The sequence below is a fragment of the Pseudomonas sp. B21-048 genome, assembly GCF_024748615.1.
Classification (GTDB): Bacteria; Pseudomonadota; Gammaproteobacteria; order Pseudomonadales; family Pseudomonadaceae; genus Aquipseudomonas.
In genome coordinates this window covers 5,498,266-5,513,833 of record NZ_CP087168.1, presented here as the reverse complement: position 1 = coordinate 5,513,833, position 15,568 = coordinate 5,498,266, and the positions used below count along the sequence as shown (strand labels likewise).

General features: G+C 59.8%; 17 protein-coding genes and 1 pseudogene. 4 read left to right on the top strand and 14 right to left on the bottom strand.

Features of this window, described 5'->3' with window-relative positions:
* Nucleotide 1 precedes the first annotated feature (1 nt).
* The 4 genes from LOY56_RS25965 to exbB all read right to left on the bottom strand — a co-directional run bounded on the left by LOY56_RS25965 (nt 2) and on the right by exbB (nt 3,230).
* Nucleotides 2-931, bottom strand: coding sequence for a hydrogen peroxide-inducible genes activator (locus LOY56_RS25965; RefSeq protein ID WP_008007618.1), 930 nt, complete (start codon nt 929-931; stop codon nt 2-4).
* Between the two features lie 173 nt (nt 932-1,104).
* Nucleotides 1,105-1,857: an energy transducer TonB gene (locus LOY56_RS25960; RefSeq protein WP_258618173.1), complete on the bottom strand. Its 753-nt coding sequence runs from the start codon at nt 1,855-1,857 to the stop codon at nt 1,105-1,107.
* Complete coding sequence (gene exbD, locus LOY56_RS25955; protein ID WP_007894651.1) at nt 1,854-2,282, bottom strand: TonB system transport protein ExbD; 429 nt, start codon at nt 2,280-2,282, stop codon at nt 1,854-1,856. The genes LOY56_RS25960 and exbD overlap by 4 nt, the downstream gene beginning before the upstream one ends.
* A gap of 6 nt (nt 2,283-2,288) precedes the next feature.
* A complete protein-coding gene (exbB, locus tag LOY56_RS25950) occupies nt 2,289-3,230 on the bottom strand; it encodes a tonB-system energizer ExbB (protein ID WP_258618172.1) in 942 nt (313 codons plus the stop codon).
* Nucleotides 3,231-3,419: 189 nt separating this feature from the next.
* Between exbB and LOY56_RS25945 the strand changes: the two genes are divergently transcribed.
* Nucleotides 3,420-4,277, top strand: a complete 858-nt coding sequence (locus LOY56_RS25945) for an SDR family oxidoreductase (protein ID WP_258618171.1) — start codon at nt 3,420-3,422, stop codon at nt 4,275-4,277.
* Between the two features lie 81 nt (nt 4,278-4,358).
* Here LOY56_RS25945 and LOY56_RS25940 read toward each other — a convergent pair whose 3' ends face one another.
* The 6 genes from LOY56_RS25940 to LOY56_RS25915 all read right to left on the bottom strand — a co-directional run bounded on the left by LOY56_RS25940 (nt 4,359) and on the right by LOY56_RS25915 (nt 9,666).
* On the bottom strand, nt 4,359-5,099 hold the full coding sequence (locus LOY56_RS25940) for a hypothetical protein (protein WP_258618170.1): 741 nt from the start codon (nt 5,097-5,099) through the stop codon (nt 4,359-4,361).
* Nucleotides 5,100-5,170: 71 nt separating this feature from the next.
* Complete coding sequence (locus tag LOY56_RS25935; protein ID WP_095633622.1) at nt 5,171-5,551, bottom strand: RidA family protein; 381 nt, start codon at nt 5,549-5,551, stop codon at nt 5,171-5,173.
* A gap of 24 nt (nt 5,552-5,575) precedes the next feature.
* Nucleotides 5,576-7,681 (bottom strand): bifunctional GTP diphosphokinase/guanosine-3',5'-bis pyrophosphate 3'-pyrophosphohydrolase, encoded by a 2,106-nt coding sequence (gene spoT, locus LOY56_RS25930; protein WP_258618169.1) that lies wholly within the window; start codon nt 7,679-7,681, stop codon nt 5,576-5,578.
* Nucleotides 7,682-7,738: 57 nt separating this feature from the next.
* Nucleotides 7,739-8,002 carry a DNA-directed RNA polymerase subunit omega gene (gene rpoZ / locus LOY56_RS25925; protein ID WP_003177259.1) on the bottom strand — a complete coding sequence of 88 codons (264 nt, stop codon included), beginning with the start codon at nt 8,000-8,002 and terminating at the stop codon, nt 7,739-7,741.
* Between the two features lie 167 nt (nt 8,003-8,169).
* Nucleotides 8,170-8,790, bottom strand: a complete 621-nt coding sequence (gene gmk / locus LOY56_RS25920; RefSeq protein WP_052964483.1) for a guanylate kinase — start codon at nt 8,788-8,790, stop codon at nt 8,170-8,172.
* A gap of 12 nt (nt 8,791-8,802) precedes the next feature.
* Nucleotides 8,803-9,666, bottom strand: coding sequence for a YicC/YloC family endoribonuclease (locus LOY56_RS25915; RefSeq protein ID WP_258618168.1), 864 nt, complete (start codon nt 9,664-9,666; stop codon nt 8,803-8,805).
* A 268-nt stretch (nt 9,667-9,934) separates the two neighbouring features.
* Between LOY56_RS25915 and rph the strand changes: the two genes are divergently transcribed.
* Together rph and LOY56_RS25905 are read left to right on the top strand one after the other, a co-directional pair.
* Nucleotides 9,935-10,657: a ribonuclease PH gene (gene rph / locus LOY56_RS25910; protein WP_008007612.1), complete on the top strand. Its 723-nt coding sequence runs from the start codon at nt 9,935-9,937 to the stop codon at nt 10,655-10,657.
* 30 nt (nt 10,658-10,687) lie between these two features.
* Nucleotides 10,688-11,056: a DUF4870 domain-containing protein gene (locus LOY56_RS25905; RefSeq protein ID WP_038980733.1), complete on the top strand. Its 369-nt coding sequence runs from the start codon at nt 10,688-10,690 to the stop codon at nt 11,054-11,056.
* A gap of 108 nt (nt 11,057-11,164) precedes the next feature.
* On the opposite strand, the gene LOY56_RS25900 is transcribed toward LOY56_RS25905, so the two are convergent.
* Entirely contained in the window at nt 11,165-11,944 is a 780-nt protein-coding gene (locus tag LOY56_RS25900; RefSeq protein ID WP_008030595.1) for an exodeoxyribonuclease III, read from the bottom strand.
* Nucleotides 11,945-12,026: 82 nt separating this feature from the next.
* Between LOY56_RS25900 and pyrE the strand changes: the two genes are divergently transcribed.
* On the top strand, nt 12,027-12,671 hold the full coding sequence (pyrE, locus tag LOY56_RS25895; protein ID WP_007894680.1) for an orotate phosphoribosyltransferase: 645 nt from the start codon (nt 12,027-12,029) through the stop codon (nt 12,669-12,671).
* A gap of 109 nt (nt 12,672-12,780) precedes the next feature.
* Here the strand turns inward: pyrE and LOY56_RS25890 are convergent, their stop codons facing one another.
* The 3 genes and pseudogenes from LOY56_RS25890 to LOY56_RS25880 all read right to left on the bottom strand — a co-directional run.
* Nucleotides 12,781-13,041, bottom strand: a complete 261-nt coding sequence (locus tag LOY56_RS25890) for a zinc ribbon-containing protein (RefSeq protein WP_258618167.1) — start codon at nt 13,039-13,041, stop codon at nt 12,781-12,783.
* A 202-nt stretch (nt 13,042-13,243) separates the two neighbouring features.
* The gene (argB, locus tag LOY56_RS25885) at nt 13,244-14,149 is read right to left on the bottom strand and encodes an acetylglutamate kinase (RefSeq protein WP_008007602.1); all 906 of its coding nucleotides are present in this window, start codon (nt 14,147-14,149) and stop codon (nt 13,244-13,246) included.
* Between the two features lie 25 nt (nt 14,150-14,174).
* Nucleotides 14,175-15,551 (bottom strand): annotated as a pseudogene (locus LOY56_RS25880) (phosphomannomutase/phosphoglucomutase); the annotation flags it as partial.
* Nucleotides 15,552-15,568: the final 17 nt, after the last annotated feature.

Sequence of the window (15,568 nt, the reverse complement as noted above, 5' to 3'; positions counted from 1 at the left end):
CTTAACCGGCCACCACCGGCGCGGGCGGCTTGGCCACCGAGCACAGGCGAATGGAGTCGGCGAGGATTTCAATCGCCTTCGGCCGCGGAAAGCTCGCGCGCCAGGCGATGGCCACAGTGCGGAACGGCACGGGCGCGCTCAATGGGCGCACTTCGATCACGCCGGGAGCGTAGTGGTGGCTGTCGACCGCCGACAGCGGCAAGATCGAAATGCCCAGGCCGGAGGCGACCATGTGGCGAATGGTTTCCAGCGAACTGGATTCCACCGTGGTGTGTTTGGCGCCGTCGTTGCCTTTGGCCAGGGTTGGGCAGGCTTCCAGCACTTGATCGCGGAAGCAGTGGCCTTCGCCGAGCAGCAACAGGCTCTTGTCGTTGAGCAGGGCGGCGTCGATGGATTCTTTTTGCGTCCATGGGTGCTGGGCCGGCATCAAGACGTAGAACGGCTCGTCGTAGAGCTGCAAGGTCAGTACGTCGGCTTCGTTGAACGGCAGGGCGATGATGATCGCGTCGAGTTCGCCGTTGCGCAGTTTGTCGCGCAGCACGTGGGTGAAGTTTTCTTCGATGTACAACGGCATCTGCGGGGCGACCCGGTGCAGTTGTGGAATCAGGTGCGGGAACAGATACGGCCCGACGGTATAGATCGCGCCGACTTTCAGCGGTGCGGTCAGCTGGTTCTTGCCGGCCTGGGCCAGTTCGCGGATGCCTTGGGCCTGCTCCAGGACTTTCTGTGCCTGGGCGACAATGCCTTCGCCGACCGGGGTCAGGCGCACGGCGCTCTTGCTGCGCTCGAAAATCAGCACACCGAGTTCGTCTTCAAGCTTTTTCACGCCCACCGACAGGGTCGGCTGGCTGACGTGGCAACGCTCGGCCGCATGGCCGAAGTGCTGCTCTTGGGCGAGGGTAACGATGTAGCGTAATTCTGTCAGAGTCATAGCAAGCGTCCATGAAGTTGCGGGCCAAGCATACCGGCTGCAATCGATAGACGCACGTTATCAGACTGAGTGTGTTGAGTGACACAGGGCAATGCAGGTTTGGCGTTTGCGGATATGCAAAAGGCATCTTTCGATGCCTTTTCATAGGTGTTGTAGTCACCTTCGGCGGTGCCTTAACGGCGACGTTCCAGCGAGTAAACAAACGGTGCGGTAATTTCGATGGTGCCGTTGGTCAACATATCAGCCGGTGGCTTGGGCAGCGGCTGGGCCTTATGGATCATTTGCAAGGTGGCCCGATCCAGATCGGCTACGCCCGAGCGGTCCACCAGCTCGAATGACAAGACGTTACCTTCAGCATCCACCACGAAGCGCAGACGGTTCAAGCCGCCCTTGTTCCGCATCCGTGCACTGGCCGGGTACTCTTTGTATTTGGCGAGGTGCGCGAGCAGAGTGCCTTGCCAACTGGCCTTGGCCGCTTGCTGCGCTGGCGATGGGCCGGGTGCTGGCTGAGCGGATTTCTCCGTCGGTGCCTGGGTCGGTTGCGCGTCGCTCGGTTTTTCCTCGGAAGGCTTTTCCTTCGGCGGCTCCGGCTTTTTTTCCACAGGCTTGGGCGGTTGAGGCTTCGGCTTCGGCTTGGGTTTGACCGGTTTAGGCACAGCAATCTCGGCCTTCGGCGCTTCAGCGAGTTTGGGCAGCGGCAGTTCTTCCACTGGGGCTGGTGGCTGCGGCGGCGTGATCACCTTCGGCGGTGCGGGCGGTGGCGGGGCCGGAGCCGGTGCCAGCTCGACCATCATCGCTTGCGGCGGCAGCTCGATCGGCGGGCGCGACGTCCAGTTCAGCGCCAGCGCAATGGCCAGCGCATGGACGCCCAGCACCACGGCCAGGCTCGCGCTGTAACGCGTCAGCTTTTGGCGCGTGTTGATCATTTCTTGGCTGCCGTCTCGAGTCCGACCAGGCCGACCTTCAGATAACCGGCGGCACGCAGGGCGTCCATCACGCTCATCAGGTCGCCGTAGTCCACGCCTTTATCGGCCTGGAAGAAGATCGTCGTGTCTTTCTTGCCCTGGGTCTTGGCGTCGAGTGTGGCGCCGAGGGTCTCGGCCTTCACTTCATCTTCGCCGAGGAACAGGCGCTGGTCAGCTTTCACGCTGAGGAATACCGGTTTCTCTGGCCGTGGCGCCGGTTTGGCGGTGGAGGCAGGCAGGTCGACCTTGATGTCCACGGTGGCCAGCGGGGCCGCCACCATGAAGATGATCAACAGCACCAGCATCACGTCGATGAACGGCGTGACGTTGATTTCGTGGTTCTCGGCCAGATCGTCGTCTGCGCCTTCTTTCAAATGCAGGCCCATGGCCGATTACCCCACTTTCACCATGTGCGGTTGCGAGATACGCTCGGCCGGCAGGTGGTCGAGATCACGGCTGACCAGCAGCAGGACTTCTGCCGAGGCGTCGGACACTTGTGCTTTGTATCCGGCGATGGAGCGGGCGAAGACGTTGTAGATGACCACTGCCGGGATCGCTGCAACCAGGCCCAGCGCGGTTGCCAACAGAGCTTCAGCGATACCGGGCGCTACGACGGCGAGGTTGGTGGTTTGGGTTTTGGCGATGCCGATGAAGCTGTTCATGATGCCCCACACGGTGCCGAACAGGCCGACGAACGGCGCGGTGGAGCCGATGGTGGCGAGTACGCCGGTGCCGCTGCTCATGTTGCGACCGCAGGCAGCGACGAGGCGCTCGAGGCGGAAGCTCACACGTTCCTTGATGCCTTCCTTCTCGCGGCTGTTGGCCGACAGGCGCATTTCTTCCAGCGCGTCGTGGACCAGCAGGTTGGCGAGGGTGCCTTCCTTGGCCGCCGTGGTGCTGGCTTCTTTAAGGGTGGCGGCTTTTTTCAGGTGGGCGATTTCAGCGCGCAAACGACGCTTGGCGCCCATCAGTTCGAAGCCCTTGGCGATCCAGATGGTCCAGGTAATGATCGAGGCGATGGCCAGGCCGATCATCACAAGCTTCACGATGATGTCGGCGTTCTGGTACATGCCCCACGGCGACAGATCATGGGCCATGCCCAGCGAGTTATCGGCTTCGAGGACTTCCGGCGCGTCAGCGGTATCTACGGCCTGGACCGGGTTGGTCGCGGCAGGCGCGGCGGGTGTTTGAATGGCAGCAGGCTGTGTGGTCGGCGCTTGTGCATCGGCGAAGGCGGCGGTCGGCGCCAGCATCAGGCTGAGCAGCAGGGCGGCCACCGCGCTCCAGGCGCGAGGTCGTTTGGTTGGCGAAGCGGGGAATTGATTGCGTGTCATGCTGGCCGGACCTGAGAGGAAAAGACGATAAATGTTCTTCCAGGCCTCGTGAGGCCGAGAACAAAAGTGGCGTGCATTATTGCAAGTAATTCTTGTTAACAAAAGTAATAGAGTATCTTTTTTTCTTTCATTGCTAGCCGCATGTCCTTTGCCGACGCTAGTCTGTAGCTTTCCGATAGGAGTGTTCTAATGTCCGCGCCTTCTGTTTTGATCGCCGGCTGCGGTGATGTCGGCAGTCGTCTGGCCACGCAATTGCTGGTTTCGGGGTGGGAGGTTCACGGCTTGCGGCGTGACGTCTCACGTCTGCCCGAGGGTGTGATTGGCGTTGCCGGCGACTTGTTCAATAAAGACTGTCCGGCGACCTGGCCAATCGGTGCGGTGGATTACCTGGTGTATTGCGCGGCCGCGACCGATCACGATGAGGCAGGATACCGCGCCGCTTATATTCAGGGTTTGCGGCACGTGCTGGAATGGCTGGGCGACTACGGGCAAGTGCCCAATCGGCTGCTATTCGTTTCCAGCAGCAGCGTTTACGGCCAGCAAGAGGGCGAATGGGTCGACGAGAGCTCGCCGACCGTGGCGGCTGGCTATTCAGGGCGTGTGATGCTGGAGGCTGAACAAGTGGCGCGTGATAGCGGCATCCCGACCAGCATTGTGCGCTTGACCGGTATTTATGGCCCCGGTCGTGAGTGGCTGCTGACCCAGGTCCGTCGCGGTTATCGGGTGGCGATAGATCCACCGTTGTATGCCAATCGAATTCACGTCGACGACGCGGCTGGGTTACTGGCATTCCTGCTTGAGGCGGATCAGCGTGGGGTGACGCTGGATGATGACTATATAGGCGTCGACGATGCGCCCGCGTCATTGGCGGAGGTGGTGGGCTGGTTGCGTGAGTATCTGAGCGTGACCGAATGGGCCGAGGATGCGAGTGTGCGTCGTGCCGGCAGCAAGCGCTGCAGCAATGCCCGGGCGAAGGCGTTGGGTTGGGTGCCGAAGTATTCGAGTTTCCGCGAAGGTTATGCCGCGATCCTCGAAGGCCGCTGCTAACTTTCAGTCATCACCGATACTGTAGGAGCAGGGGGAGACGCCTGCTCCTACATCTGGTTCTGCATTGGCCTTAGGGCCGGGTTACTGCTTTTCCAGTAACCACTTGCGATTACCCGGCGTAAACGAAGGCATCTCGTCCGCCAACGCAGTGTTCACGGTCTGGAAAATCTCCAGTTCCTTGCCCTTGCGCGCAAAGATCCAGGTATTGCCCTGGCCATTCACCTGCAACCAGATGTTGTCGTTGCCGCCGCTCATCGACGCGCAATCGCCCGCCAGGCACAGGGCATAACGATCCGCACCGGGCAGGCCGGCAACCTGGCCATCGGCCTGGAATTGCACGGTATTGCCTTCGCCCGGGCCGCTGAGGATTTTCCAGCCGCCACCCATATAAGCCGAATACAGTGCCCGCTCGAAACTCGCGCCAATCGGTGCGCCTTCCGGCACTGGGACCAATGCACGGTCGAAGACTTGCTCCGGTTCGTTGTCATTGGCGGCCTGGCTCAGTTGCTTGCCATCACGCTTCAACTCGCTGGCTGAGCTGCCGTAAAAGTCGACTTTCCAGGCGCCGGACTCTTCACCCAGCAGCTTGCCTTCGACATTTTCAAAACCATTGGTGTAGCGGGCCTGACCGGCTCGGGTGTTGACGTCCCATTCCAGATTCGGGCCATAGGCCTGAAGCGCTTCCCGCAGGGGGCCGCCTTTGGATGCAGCATCGATCGCCGACTGATTGATCCAGGTACCGCTGATATCACGGTCGGCAGGGTCGCTGGCACAACCGCCCAAGAGAAGGGCGACCAGCGAGAGAGCTAGCGCAGTGCGCATGGTGGAATCCTTTCAAGACGCTTTTTATACATATGGCAGCGGCGCAGCTTTAGAGAGCTGCGCCGGACACATTACTCGATGACCAGAATGGCATCCATCTCAACCTGCGAACCCTTTGGCAGGGCTGCTACGCCGATGGCGGCGCGGGCTGGGTAAGGTTGCTCGAAGTATTTGCCCATGATCTCGTTGACCTTGGCGAAGTGGCTCAGGTCGGTGAGGAAGATGTTCAGTTTGACGATGTCCTTGAACGAGCCACCGGCCGCTTCCGCCACGGCTTTGAGGTTCTCGAACACCTGGACGGTCTGGGCTTCGAAGCCTTCGACCAGTTCCATGGTTTTTGGGTCCAGAGGAATCTGACCCGACATGTAAACAGTATTGCCAGCCTTGATCGCCTGGGAATAAGTACCGATGGCGGCCGGAGCCTTGTCGCTGTTGATAACGGTCTTGGTCATGTATGACTCCTTGTGAGGGATGGGCTACGCGCGCATGCGGGTGATGCGGATGACCCCGGTCAGGGCGCGCAGTTTCTTGATCACGCGGGCCAGGTGCACGCGGTCGTGCACACTGACCACCAGTTGGACCACGCTGATACGACCGTCGCGTTCGTCCATGCTGATTTTTTCGATATTGCCGTCGGCCGCATTGACGCTGCTGGCCAGCAGGGCGATCAAGCCACGCTGGTGTTCCAGCTCGACGCGCAGCTCGACGTTGAATTCGCCGGTGACATCCTTGGCCCACGAGAGCTGGATGCATTTTTCCGGGTTGTGGCGGATTTCGCTGATGTTGCGACAGTTGTCCAGGTGCACCACCATCCCTTTGCCTGCGGACAGGTGGCCGACAATCGGGTCGCCCGGGATCGGCGTGCAGCACTTGGCGTAACTGAGTACCAGGCCTTCGGTGCCACGAATCGCCAGCGGACCCTCCGGGCTCGGCAGTTGTTCGCCTTCGCCGAGCAAGCGGCGGGCGACTACATAAGCCATGCGATTGCCCAGGCCGATGTCTTCGAGCAGGTCTTCGATCAGTTCGAGACGGTATTCGTGGAGCATCAGCTGCACGCGCTCGGTCGGGACTTTTTCCAGGGAACTGTCGAAGCCGTTGAGCACCTTGTTCAGCAGGCGTTCGCCGAGGCTGATGGACTCGGAGCGACGTTGCAGTTTCAGCGCATGGCGGATGTGCGTCCGCGCTTTGCCAGTGACCACGAAGTTGAGCCATGCCGGATTCGGCCGCGCGCCCGGGGCGCTGACGATCTCGACCGTGGAGCCGCTTTGCAGCGGTTCGGACAGCGGCGCGAGACGACGATTGATCCGACAGGCAATGCAGCTGTTGCCAACGTCGGTGTGCACCGCGTAAGCGAAGTCGACCGCCGTGGAGCCTTTTGGCAGCTCCATGATCCGGCCTTTGGGCGTGAACACGTAGACCTCGTCCGGGAACAGGTCGATCTTCACACTCTCGATGAATTCCAGCGAATTGCCGGCCCGTTGCTGCATCTCCAGCACGCCTTTGACCCATTGGCGGGCGCGAGCGTGAGTGCCTTTGGGCTGCTCGTCGCCGCTGGATTTGTACAGCCAATGGGCGGCGATGCCATTGTTGGCCATCTCTTCCATTTCACGGGTGCGGATCTGGATCTCGATCGGTACACCGTGCATGCCGAACAGCGTGGTGTGCAGCGACTGGTAGCCGTTGGCCTTGGGGATCGCGATGTAATCCTTGAAGCGCCCCGGCAACGGTTTGTACAAATTATGTACAGCGCCTAGCACGCGGTAGCAGGTATCGACCTTGTCGACGATGATCCGGAACGCATACACGTCCATGATCTCGTTGAAGGCCCGACGCTTGCCGCGCATTTTCTTGTAGATGCCGTAGAGGTGTTTCTGCCGTCCGCTGACCTCGCCCTGAATGCCATCGATGGCCAGGCAGTGACTGAGGGACTCTTCGATCTTGTTGACGATTTCCTTGCGGTTGCCCCGGGCGCGCTTGACCGCCTGGTTGATCCGCGCGGAACGCATCGGGTGCATGGCCTTGAAGCCGAGGTCTTCGAACTCTATGCGGATGGCATGCATGCCCAGCCGGTTGGCGATGGGCGCATAGATTTCCAGGGTTTCCTTGGCGATCCGCCGGCGTTTTTCGCCGGAGAGCACTTCCAGGGTACGCATGTTGTGCAGGCGGTCGGCCAGCTTGACCAGGATCACGCGAATATCGCGCGCCATGGCCATGGCCATTTTCTGGAAGTTTTCGGCTTGGGCTTCGGCCTTGGTCTCGAAGTTCATCTGGGTCAGTTTGCTGACCCCGTCGACCAGTTCGGCCACGGTTTCGCCGAACTGCGCTTGCAGCGCTTCCTTGGCAATACCGGTGTCTTCGATCACGTCATGCAGCATGGCCGCCATCAGGCTCTGATGGTCCATATGCATGTCGGCAAGAATATTCGCCACTGCAAGAGGATGCGTGACGTACGCCTCACCGCTGCGGCGGCGTTGGCCGTCGTGGGCTTGTTCGGCGTAGAAGTACGCTCGGCGGACCAGATTGACCTGGTCCTTGCCGAGGTAGGCCGATAAGCGATCGGCGAGGGCGTCTATGCTCGGCATGATAATTCCTGCCGTTCGTTGTGACCCCGCGCCGTGCTACGTCGACCAGGCATAGGCTTATACTGCCTCGTTGGACTCGTCCTCGAACGCTGCGAACAGCGGTTCGTCTTCGACGATTTCAGCGTTGGCAATGAACTCGTAGCTCATCAGCCCTTCAGCGATTTCACGCAGCGCTACAACAGTAGGCTTGTCGTTTTCCCACTGAACCAGGGGCTCTTTGCCACCGGTGGCCAGTTGACGGGCACGCTTGGTAGAGAGCATGACCAGCTCAAAGCGGTTTTCCACGTGTTCTAGGCAGTCTTCAACGGTTACGCGGGCCATGGTATTCCTCGGAGCGAATGCAATATGCGCGCTGCCCGGTTGGGCGAGCGGACTCAACAGTTTAAAAAATCACCAGCGATTAGGGAAGCGCTGATTTTTTGACCAGGCTCTTCAACGCGCTATAAGTGCCAATGTAAAGCCCTTGCAGCGATTTTGGGAAGAGCTGTTTAGTCGAGCAATTCAGCCAATAATTTGCCATGACGCTGCTGCTGACGCTTCTGATGCAGCTGATTGGCGCGGAAAATCGCCTTCAGATCGTCCAGTGCATGGGCGAAATCGTCGTTGATAATCAGGTAGTCGTAGTCGACGTAGTGGCTCATCTCGCTGACGGCTTCGCGCATCCGGCCTTCGATGATCTCGTCGCTGTCCTGGCCACGATTGGTCAGGCGCTGGTGCAAGGCCTGCAAAGACGGCGGCAGGATGAAGATCGAGCGCGCCTGGGGCATCAACTTGCGCACCTGCTCGGCGCCCTGCCAGTCGATTTCCAGAATCAGGTCGTGGCCTTCATCCAGGGTCTGCTGCAGGTGGCTTTGCGAGGTGCCATAGAGATTGCCGAACACTTCGGCGCGCTCAAGGAAATCCCCGTGCTCGATCATCTTCACGAACTCGCTGCGTTCGACGAAGTGATAGTTCACGCCGTTCACTTCGCCGGGGCGCATGGCGCGAGTGGTGTGGGAGACCGAGACACGGATCTCCTGATCAGCGTCGGTCAGGGCCTTGACCAGGCTGCTCTTGCCCGCGCCCGAAGGGGCGGAAATGATGTACAGGGTGCCGGTGCTGTGGGTCATGTCGGGTTTGCCTTACTCAATATTCTGCACTTGTTCGCGCATCTGCTCGATCAACACTTTGAGGTTGACCGCCGCTGTCGTGCTGCGCGGGTCGAAGGCTTTGGAGCCCAGTGTGTTGGCTTCGCGGTTGAGTTCCTGCATCAGGAAGTCCAGGCGCCGACCGGCAGCGCCGCCGGATTTAAGCACCCGGCGAACTTCGATGATGTGAGTGCTCAGGCGATCCAGTTCTTCGGCGACGTCGCTCTTTTGCGCGAGCATGACCATTTCCTGTTCCAGGCGCTGCGGGTCGAGGTCGGCCTTCATGTCGGTGAAGCGGTCGAGGACTTTCTGGCGTTGGGTGGCGAGCATCTGCGGGACCAGCTCACGCAGGATCACCACATCGCCTTCAATGAAGGTCAGGCGCTCGTTGATCAACCGCGCCAGCTCTGCGCCTTCGCGCTCGCGACCGGCCTTGAGTTCTTTCAGGCCCTGATTGAACAGTGCCAGGGCTTCGGCATTCAGTGCTTGCGGGTCGGCGGCATCGGCCACCAGCACGCCGGGCCAGGCCAGGACTTCCAATGGGTTCAACGCGGCTGGGTTCTTGATCAGGCCGGCGACCGTCTCGGCGGCAGCGACCAGTTGCGCGGCGCGTTCGCGGTCCACTTGCAGCGGTTTGCCGATGCTTTCTTCGGTAAAGCGCAGGGTGCATTCGAGCTTACCCCGGGACAAACCCTGGCGCAGAGATTCGCGGACCGCGCCTTCGAGGTCGCGGAAAGACTCCGGCAGACGCAGGTGGGGTTCCAGGTAGCGGCTGTTGACCGAGCGCAGTTCCCAACTCAGGGTGCCCTGGACGCCAGCTTTCTCGACGCGGGCGAAGGCGGTCATGCTGTGCACCATGGAGGTACCTCGCAATGCAGGTCGGCGCGTAACCCATGGTTCGCGGACCCGCTATCTGTGAATTAAAGCCGACAGGCAGCAAAGGCGCAGGATTGTAGCGCAGTGGGGCGGATGCGCCCAAACACACGCTGTGACAAAGAGCTGCAGGCCGTCGGCTAAGCTCTATTCAGGGGCTTCAATCGTCGGGCGATTTTTTTAGAAGTGCCCACGGACGGTCCACGGCTCTATAATGCTCGGCAGTTTTCCGTCCCCCGTACAGGTAATCCCTATGAAACGTCCAAGTGGTCGCGCTGCCGATCAGCTCCGCTCGATCCGCATTACCCGCAACTACACCAAACACGCCGAGGGTTCTGTACTGGTCGAGTTCGGTGATACCAAAGTCATCTGCACCGTCAGTGTCGAGAACGGCGTGCCGCGTTTCCTCAAAGGTCAGGGCCAGGGTTGGTTGACCGCCGAATACGGCATGCTGCCGCGCGCCACTGGCGAACGTAACCAGCGTGAAGCGAGCCGCGGCAAGCAAGGCGGTCGTACTCTGGAAATCCAGCGTCTGATCGGCCGCTCCCTGCGCGCTGCGCTGGACATGACCAAGCTGGGCGACGTCACCCTGTACGTCGACTGCGATGTGATCCAGGCTGACGGCGGCACCCGCACCGCGTCCATCACCGGCGCCATGGTTGCCCTGATCGATGCCTTGAAAGTGATCAAGAAGCGCGGCGGCCTGAAAGGTGGCGACCCGCTCAAGCAAATGATCGCTGCCGTTTCGGTGGGCATGTACCAGGGCGAGCCTGTGCTTGACCTCGACTATCTGGAAGATTCGGCTGCCGAGACTGACCTCAACGTGGTGATGACCAGCACGGGTGGCTTCATCGAAGTTCAGGGCACTGCTGAAGGCGCGCCGTTCCAGCCGGAAGAGCTGAACGCAATGCTGGCGCTAGCGAAGAAAGGCATGATCGAGATTTTCGAACTACAGAAGGCTGCACTGGCCGACTGATTGTTTTGACGCCCGGCAAAGGAGAGCGCCATGAGTGATGAACAGCAGTTGCTTCCCACCCCGAGCCCCGAGGCTCGCCAGTGGGCGATGTTTTGTCACCTCTCGGCGTTTCTCGGTGTCTGGTTTCCATTCGGTCACCTGATCGGGCCGCTGATACTCTGGCAGTGGAAGCGTGAAACCGATCCGTTCATCGATGCCCAAGGCAAGGAAGCGCTGAACTTTCAGATCACCGTGGCCCTGGTCTCGGGTATCTGTTATCTGCTGATGCTGGTGTTGATTGGCTTTGCGCTGTTGCCGTTGGTGCTGATCGGGGCGATGGTGCTGTGCATCATTGCCGGGCTCAAGGCCAATGATGGGGTGCCTTATCGTTATCCCTTCACCTGGCGATTGATCAAGTAAGCGCCGCGTCCCTTGTAGGATCGCCGCACCGCTCGCTCCTGCAGGAATCAAGTGCGCACAAAAAAAGCCGACAGCGATGTCGGCTTTTTTGCATCTGCGAATAGACGCTTAGATGGTCAGCGTCCAATCGTAGTCCACGATCAGTGGTGCGTGCTGCGAGAACCGTGGCTGACGCGGCAGGCGTGCGCTGCGTACAAAACGCCGCAGACCCGGCGTCAGTATCTGGTAGTCGAAACGCCAGCCCAGGTTGAGCATCTCGGCCTGTTCGTTGTCCGGCCACCAGCTGTACTGGTCGCCTTCACGGCTGACTTCGCGCAGGGCATCGACATACCCCATGTTGCCGACAATCTCGTCCATCCAGGCACGCTCAGGCGCCAGGAAGCCCGGAGATTGCTGGCTGTCGCGCCAGTTCTTGATATCCAGCTTCTGTTGCGCCACGTACAGCGAGCCACAATAAATGTACTCGCGGCGTTTGCGTCGCTGCTTATCCAGATAACGGGCGAAGTCGTCCATTAGCTTGAACTTCTGGTTCAAGTCTTCATCGCCGTTCTGCCCCGAAGGGAGCAGTAAGGTCGCGATGCTGACCTTGTCGAAATCGGCTTGCAGGTAACGCCCGTAGCGGTCGGCCGTCTCGAAGCCGAGACCGCTGATGACTGCCTTCGGTTGCAACCGCGAGTACAAAGCCACGCCACCTTGGGCGGGAACTTCGGCTTCGCAGGCATAAAGGAAGTAGCCATCCAGTTGGAAGGCTGGATCGTCCAGTTCAAAGGCGGAGGCGCGGGTGTCCTGCAGGCAGATGACGTCGGCGTTCTGTGCTTGCAGCCAACTGAGCAAACCACGCTCGACTGCAGCCTGAATACCATTGACGTTCACACTGATGATCCGCATAAGTGGCCCCAAAAATCGCGTGCGGGTATGATACACGGCGTCTACCTAATTAGCTAAATCCGTGGTATTTGGGGTTTTTTTCATGCAAGCGTATCAGCGCGACTTCATTCGTTTTGCCATTGATCGTGGCGTTTTGCGCTTCGGTGAGTTCACCCTGAAGTCCGGACGCACCAGTCCTTACTTCTTCAATGCCGGCCTGTTCAACTCGGGTTCTGCCCTGGCGCAGCTGGGGCGTTTCTACGCAGCAGCCATCGTCGAGAGCGGTATTTCGTTCGACGTGCTGTTCGGCCCGGCCTACAAAGGCATCCCGTTGGCGGCGACCACCGCCGTGGCGCTGGCCGAACATCATGGCCGTGATCTGCCATGGTGCTTCAACCGCAAGGAAGCCAAGGCCCACGGTGAAGGCGGCAGCCTGGTCGGCGCGCCATTGACCGGCGACGTGCTGATCATCGACGACGTGATCACCGCGGGCACCGCCATCCGTGAAGTGATGCAGATCATCGCCTCCCAGGACGGCGCCAAGGCTGCCGGCGTGTTGATCGCCCTGAACCGTCAGGAGCGTGGCAACGGCGAATTGTCGGCCATCCAGGAAGTGGAGCGTGACTTTGGTATCCCGGTGATCAGCATTGTTTCGCTGAACCAGGTGCTGGAATTCCTGGCGGATGATCCGCAGCTCAAGCAACACCTGCCGGCAGTCGAAGCCTACCGCGCCCAATTCGGCGTCTGACGCCATCCCCTGGAGGAGCTCGCTCCTGCAAGGGATCGCAGGCAACAAAAGACCCCGCTCAGCAATCTGAGCGGGGTCTTTTGTTGATGCGTGGTTCGGTCTCCCAGGATTATTCTTTGCTGGTGCTGCTGAGTGTCTCGGCCTTTTTGATTCCCACGGGTTTACTGGCTTTCTCTGGGTACGGATCAACAGCGGCATCGCCCTGACCGGTAAGAATTTTCCAGCCATGACGGGTGTGTGGGGTTTTGCGGAGTTGCGGGCACGGCGGCATTGAGGTTTTGGCCTGGTTCGAATACTCATGACCGCAATCGACGCAGGCATAGGTGCCAGGTGAAACATCACTGCCGTATGGGGCATAGTCTTTTTGCATGGAGAGATCTCCTGTGGATTCAGGGACGATCCTATGCAGATTGATTCTTTTGCGATGTCGGACGTTTCGCCCAATCGGGTCAGGCATTTCCTGCGCGCATAAAAAAGATCGCAGACTTCGTCAGCTCCTACAGGGTTTTCGTACATCCGAAAATCCGCTGTCGTAGGCGCTGTCGAAGGCTGCGACCTTTCTAAGGTTTGAATCAGTGACGCTTGCGATTACTGATCAGCGTACCCACACCGGTATCGGTGAAGATTTCCAGCAGAATCGCGTTCGGCACCCGACCGTCGATGATCAACGAGCTACCCACGCCGCCCTGTACCGCTTCCAGTGCGCAACGAATCTTCGGCAGCATGCCGCCGTAGATAGTGCCGTCGGCGATCAGGTCGTCGACCTGTTGAGTCGTCAGGCCGGTCAGAACCGTGCCCGACTTGTCCATCAGGCCGGCGATGTTGGTCAGCAGCATCAGCTTCTCGGCCTTCAACGCTTCGGCGACCTTGCCGGCCACCAAATCGGCGTTGATGTTGTACGACTCGCCGTTGGCGCCGACGCCGATGGGCGCGATCACCGGGATGAAATCACCTTTGACCAGCAGGTTCAGCAGGTCGGTGTTGATCCCGACCACTTCGCCAACCTGGCCAATGTCGATGATTTCCGGCTGGGTCATTTCCGGCGTCTGACGGGTAACAGTGAGCTTTTTCGCGCGAATCAGCTCGGCGTCTTTGCCGGTCAGGCCGATGGCGCTGCCGCCATGACGGTTGATCAGGTTGACGATGTCCTTGTTGACCTGGCCACCGAGGACCATTTCCACCACGTCCATGGTTTGCGCATCAGTCACGCGCATACCATCGATGAAGTGGCTCTCGATCGACAGACGCTTGAGCAGGTCGCCGATTTGCGGGCCGCCACCGTGAACCACCACTGGGTTGATGCCAACGGCTTTCATCAGCACGATGTCGCGGGCGAAGCCGGTTTTCAGCTCCTCGCTTTCCATCGCGTTGCCGCCGTATTTGATCACCAGCGTCTTGCCGACATAGCGGCGAATGTAAGGCAGCGCTTCGGACAGGACCTTGGCGGTGTTGGCGGCGGCTTCGCGTTCGAGGGTCATTCAGGGCTCCGGGTGCTTCAGAAGATCAAAACGGTAATTGGAGATCAGGTGCAACGCGTTTCAGCTGGACGTGGAACACATCCTTGATGCGCTGCAGTTCAGCCTCGTCATCGGCCTCGAAGCGCAGCACCAGCACCGGTGTGGTGTTGGAGGCGCGAACCAGGCCCCAACCTTTGGCATAGTCGACTCGCACGCCGTCAATGGTGGTCAGGTCGGCGCCTTCACCCCATTGCGCATCGTGCAGTGCATCAATGATGCTGAATTTGCTCTCTTCGGTCACATGGATATTGATCTCTGGCGTAGAAATATCGTTCGGGAAGGTCGCGAACAGCTCTTCCGCGGTGGATTTTTCCTTGCTGAGGATCTCCAGCAGCCGCGCGGCGCTGTAAATACCATCGTCAAAACCGAACCAGCGCTCCTTGAAGAAGATGTGCCCGCTCATCTCGCCGGCCAACAGGGCGCCGGATTGTTTCATTTTCTTTTTGATCAGCGAGTGGCCGGTCTTCCACATTAGCGGACGACCGCCGTACTCCTTGATCAGCGGGATCAGGCGGCGGGTGCATTTAACATCGAAGATGATTTCTGCGTCGGGGTTGCGTGCTACCACATCCTTGGCGAACAGCATCAGCAGGCGGTCCGGGAAGACTACGCTGCCGGTGTTGGTTACCACGCCCACTCGGTCGCCGTCGCCATCGAAAGCCAGGCCCAGATCGGCGTTGGTTTCCTTGACCTTGGCGATCAGGTCTTCCAGGTTTTCCAGCTTGCCCGGATCTGGATGGTGGTTCGGGAAGTTGCCATCGACTTCGCAGAACAGCGGGATGACTTCGCAGTTCAGGGCTTCGATCAGCTGCGGGGCGATCACGCCCGCCGCGCCGTTGCCGCAATCGACCACCACTTTCAGGCGACGGGCCAGTTTGATGTCCTGGACGATTTCAGTGTTGTAGCGGTCGAGGATCTCGACCTGGGTAATGCTGCCCTTGCCGCTGCTCAGGTTGTTGGTCTTGAGGCGTTCGTGCAGGGCCTGGATCTGTTCGTTGGCCAGTGTGTCACCGGCAATGACGATCTTGAAGCCGTTGTAGTTCGACGGGTTGTGGCTGCCGGTGAGCATCACGCCGGATTTACCGGCCAATACGTTAGCGGCGTAATACAGCGCAGGGGTTGGCACCAGGCCGACGTCGCTGACATGGCAACCGCTGTCGGCCAGACCCTGGATCAGTTGTTCCACCAGTTCCGGGCCGGACAGACGACCGTCGCGGCCGACGGATACGTTGGGTTCGTTCTGGGCCAGGCTCTGGGAGCCGATGGCGCGACCAAGCCAATAAGCGGTTTCAGCGTTCAAGAATTCCGGGACGGTGCCACGAATGTCGTAGGCGCGGAAGATGCTGTCGGGGAACGTGGGTGCGACTTGGGCTGGGGTGC

Coding starts and splice junctions, on each gene's coding strand:
- LOY56_RS25965 (WP_008007618.1), bottom strand. CDS start 931: ATGACTCTGACAGAATTACGCTACATCGTTACCCTCGCCCAAGAGCAG.
- LOY56_RS25960 (WP_258618173.1), bottom strand. CDS start 1,857: ATGATCAACACGCGCCAAAAGCTGACGCGTTACAGCGCGAGCCTGGCC.
- exbD (WP_007894651.1), bottom strand. CDS start 2,282: ATGGGCCTGCATTTGAAAGAAGGCGCAGACGACGATCTGGCCGAGAAC.
- exbB (WP_258618172.1), bottom strand. CDS start 3,230: ATGACACGCAATCAATTCCCCGCTTCGCCAACCAAACGACCTCGCGCC.
- LOY56_RS25945 (WP_258618171.1), top strand. CDS start 3,420: ATGTCCGCGCCTTCTGTTTTGATCGCCGGCTGCGGTGATGTCGGCAGT.
- LOY56_RS25940 (WP_258618170.1), bottom strand. CDS start 5,099: ATGCGCACTGCGCTAGCTCTCTCGCTGGTCGCCCTTCTCTTGGGCGGT.
- LOY56_RS25935 (WP_095633622.1), bottom strand. CDS start 5,551: ATGACCAAGACCGTTATCAACAGCGACAAGGCTCCGGCCGCCATCGGT.
- spoT (WP_258618169.1), bottom strand. CDS start 7,681: ATGCCGAGCATAGACGCCCTCGCCGATCGCTTATCGGCCTACCTCGGC.
- rpoZ (WP_003177259.1), bottom strand. CDS start 8,002: ATGGCCCGCGTAACCGTTGAAGACTGCCTAGAACACGTGGAAAACCGC.
- gmk (WP_052964483.1), bottom strand. CDS start 8,790: ATGACCCACAGCACCGGCACCCTGTACATCATTTCCGCCCCTTCGGGC.
- LOY56_RS25915 (WP_258618168.1), bottom strand. CDS start 9,666: ATGGTGCACAGCATGACCGCCTTCGCCCGCGTCGAGAAAGCTGGCGTC.
- rph (WP_008007612.1), top strand. CDS start 9,935: ATGAAACGTCCAAGTGGTCGCGCTGCCGATCAGCTCCGCTCGATCCGC.
- LOY56_RS25905 (WP_038980733.1), top strand. CDS start 10,688: ATGAGTGATGAACAGCAGTTGCTTCCCACCCCGAGCCCCGAGGCTCGC.
- LOY56_RS25900 (WP_008030595.1), bottom strand. CDS start 11,944: ATGCGGATCATCAGTGTGAACGTCAATGGTATTCAGGCTGCAGTCGAG.
- pyrE (WP_007894680.1), top strand. CDS start 12,027: ATGCAAGCGTATCAGCGCGACTTCATTCGTTTTGCCATTGATCGTGGC.
- LOY56_RS25890 (WP_258618167.1), bottom strand. CDS start 13,041: ATGCAAAAAGACTATGCCCCATACGGCAGTGATGTTTCACCTGGCACC.
- argB (WP_008007602.1), bottom strand. CDS start 14,149: ATGACCCTCGAACGCGAAGCCGCCGCCAACACCGCCAAGGTCCTGTCC.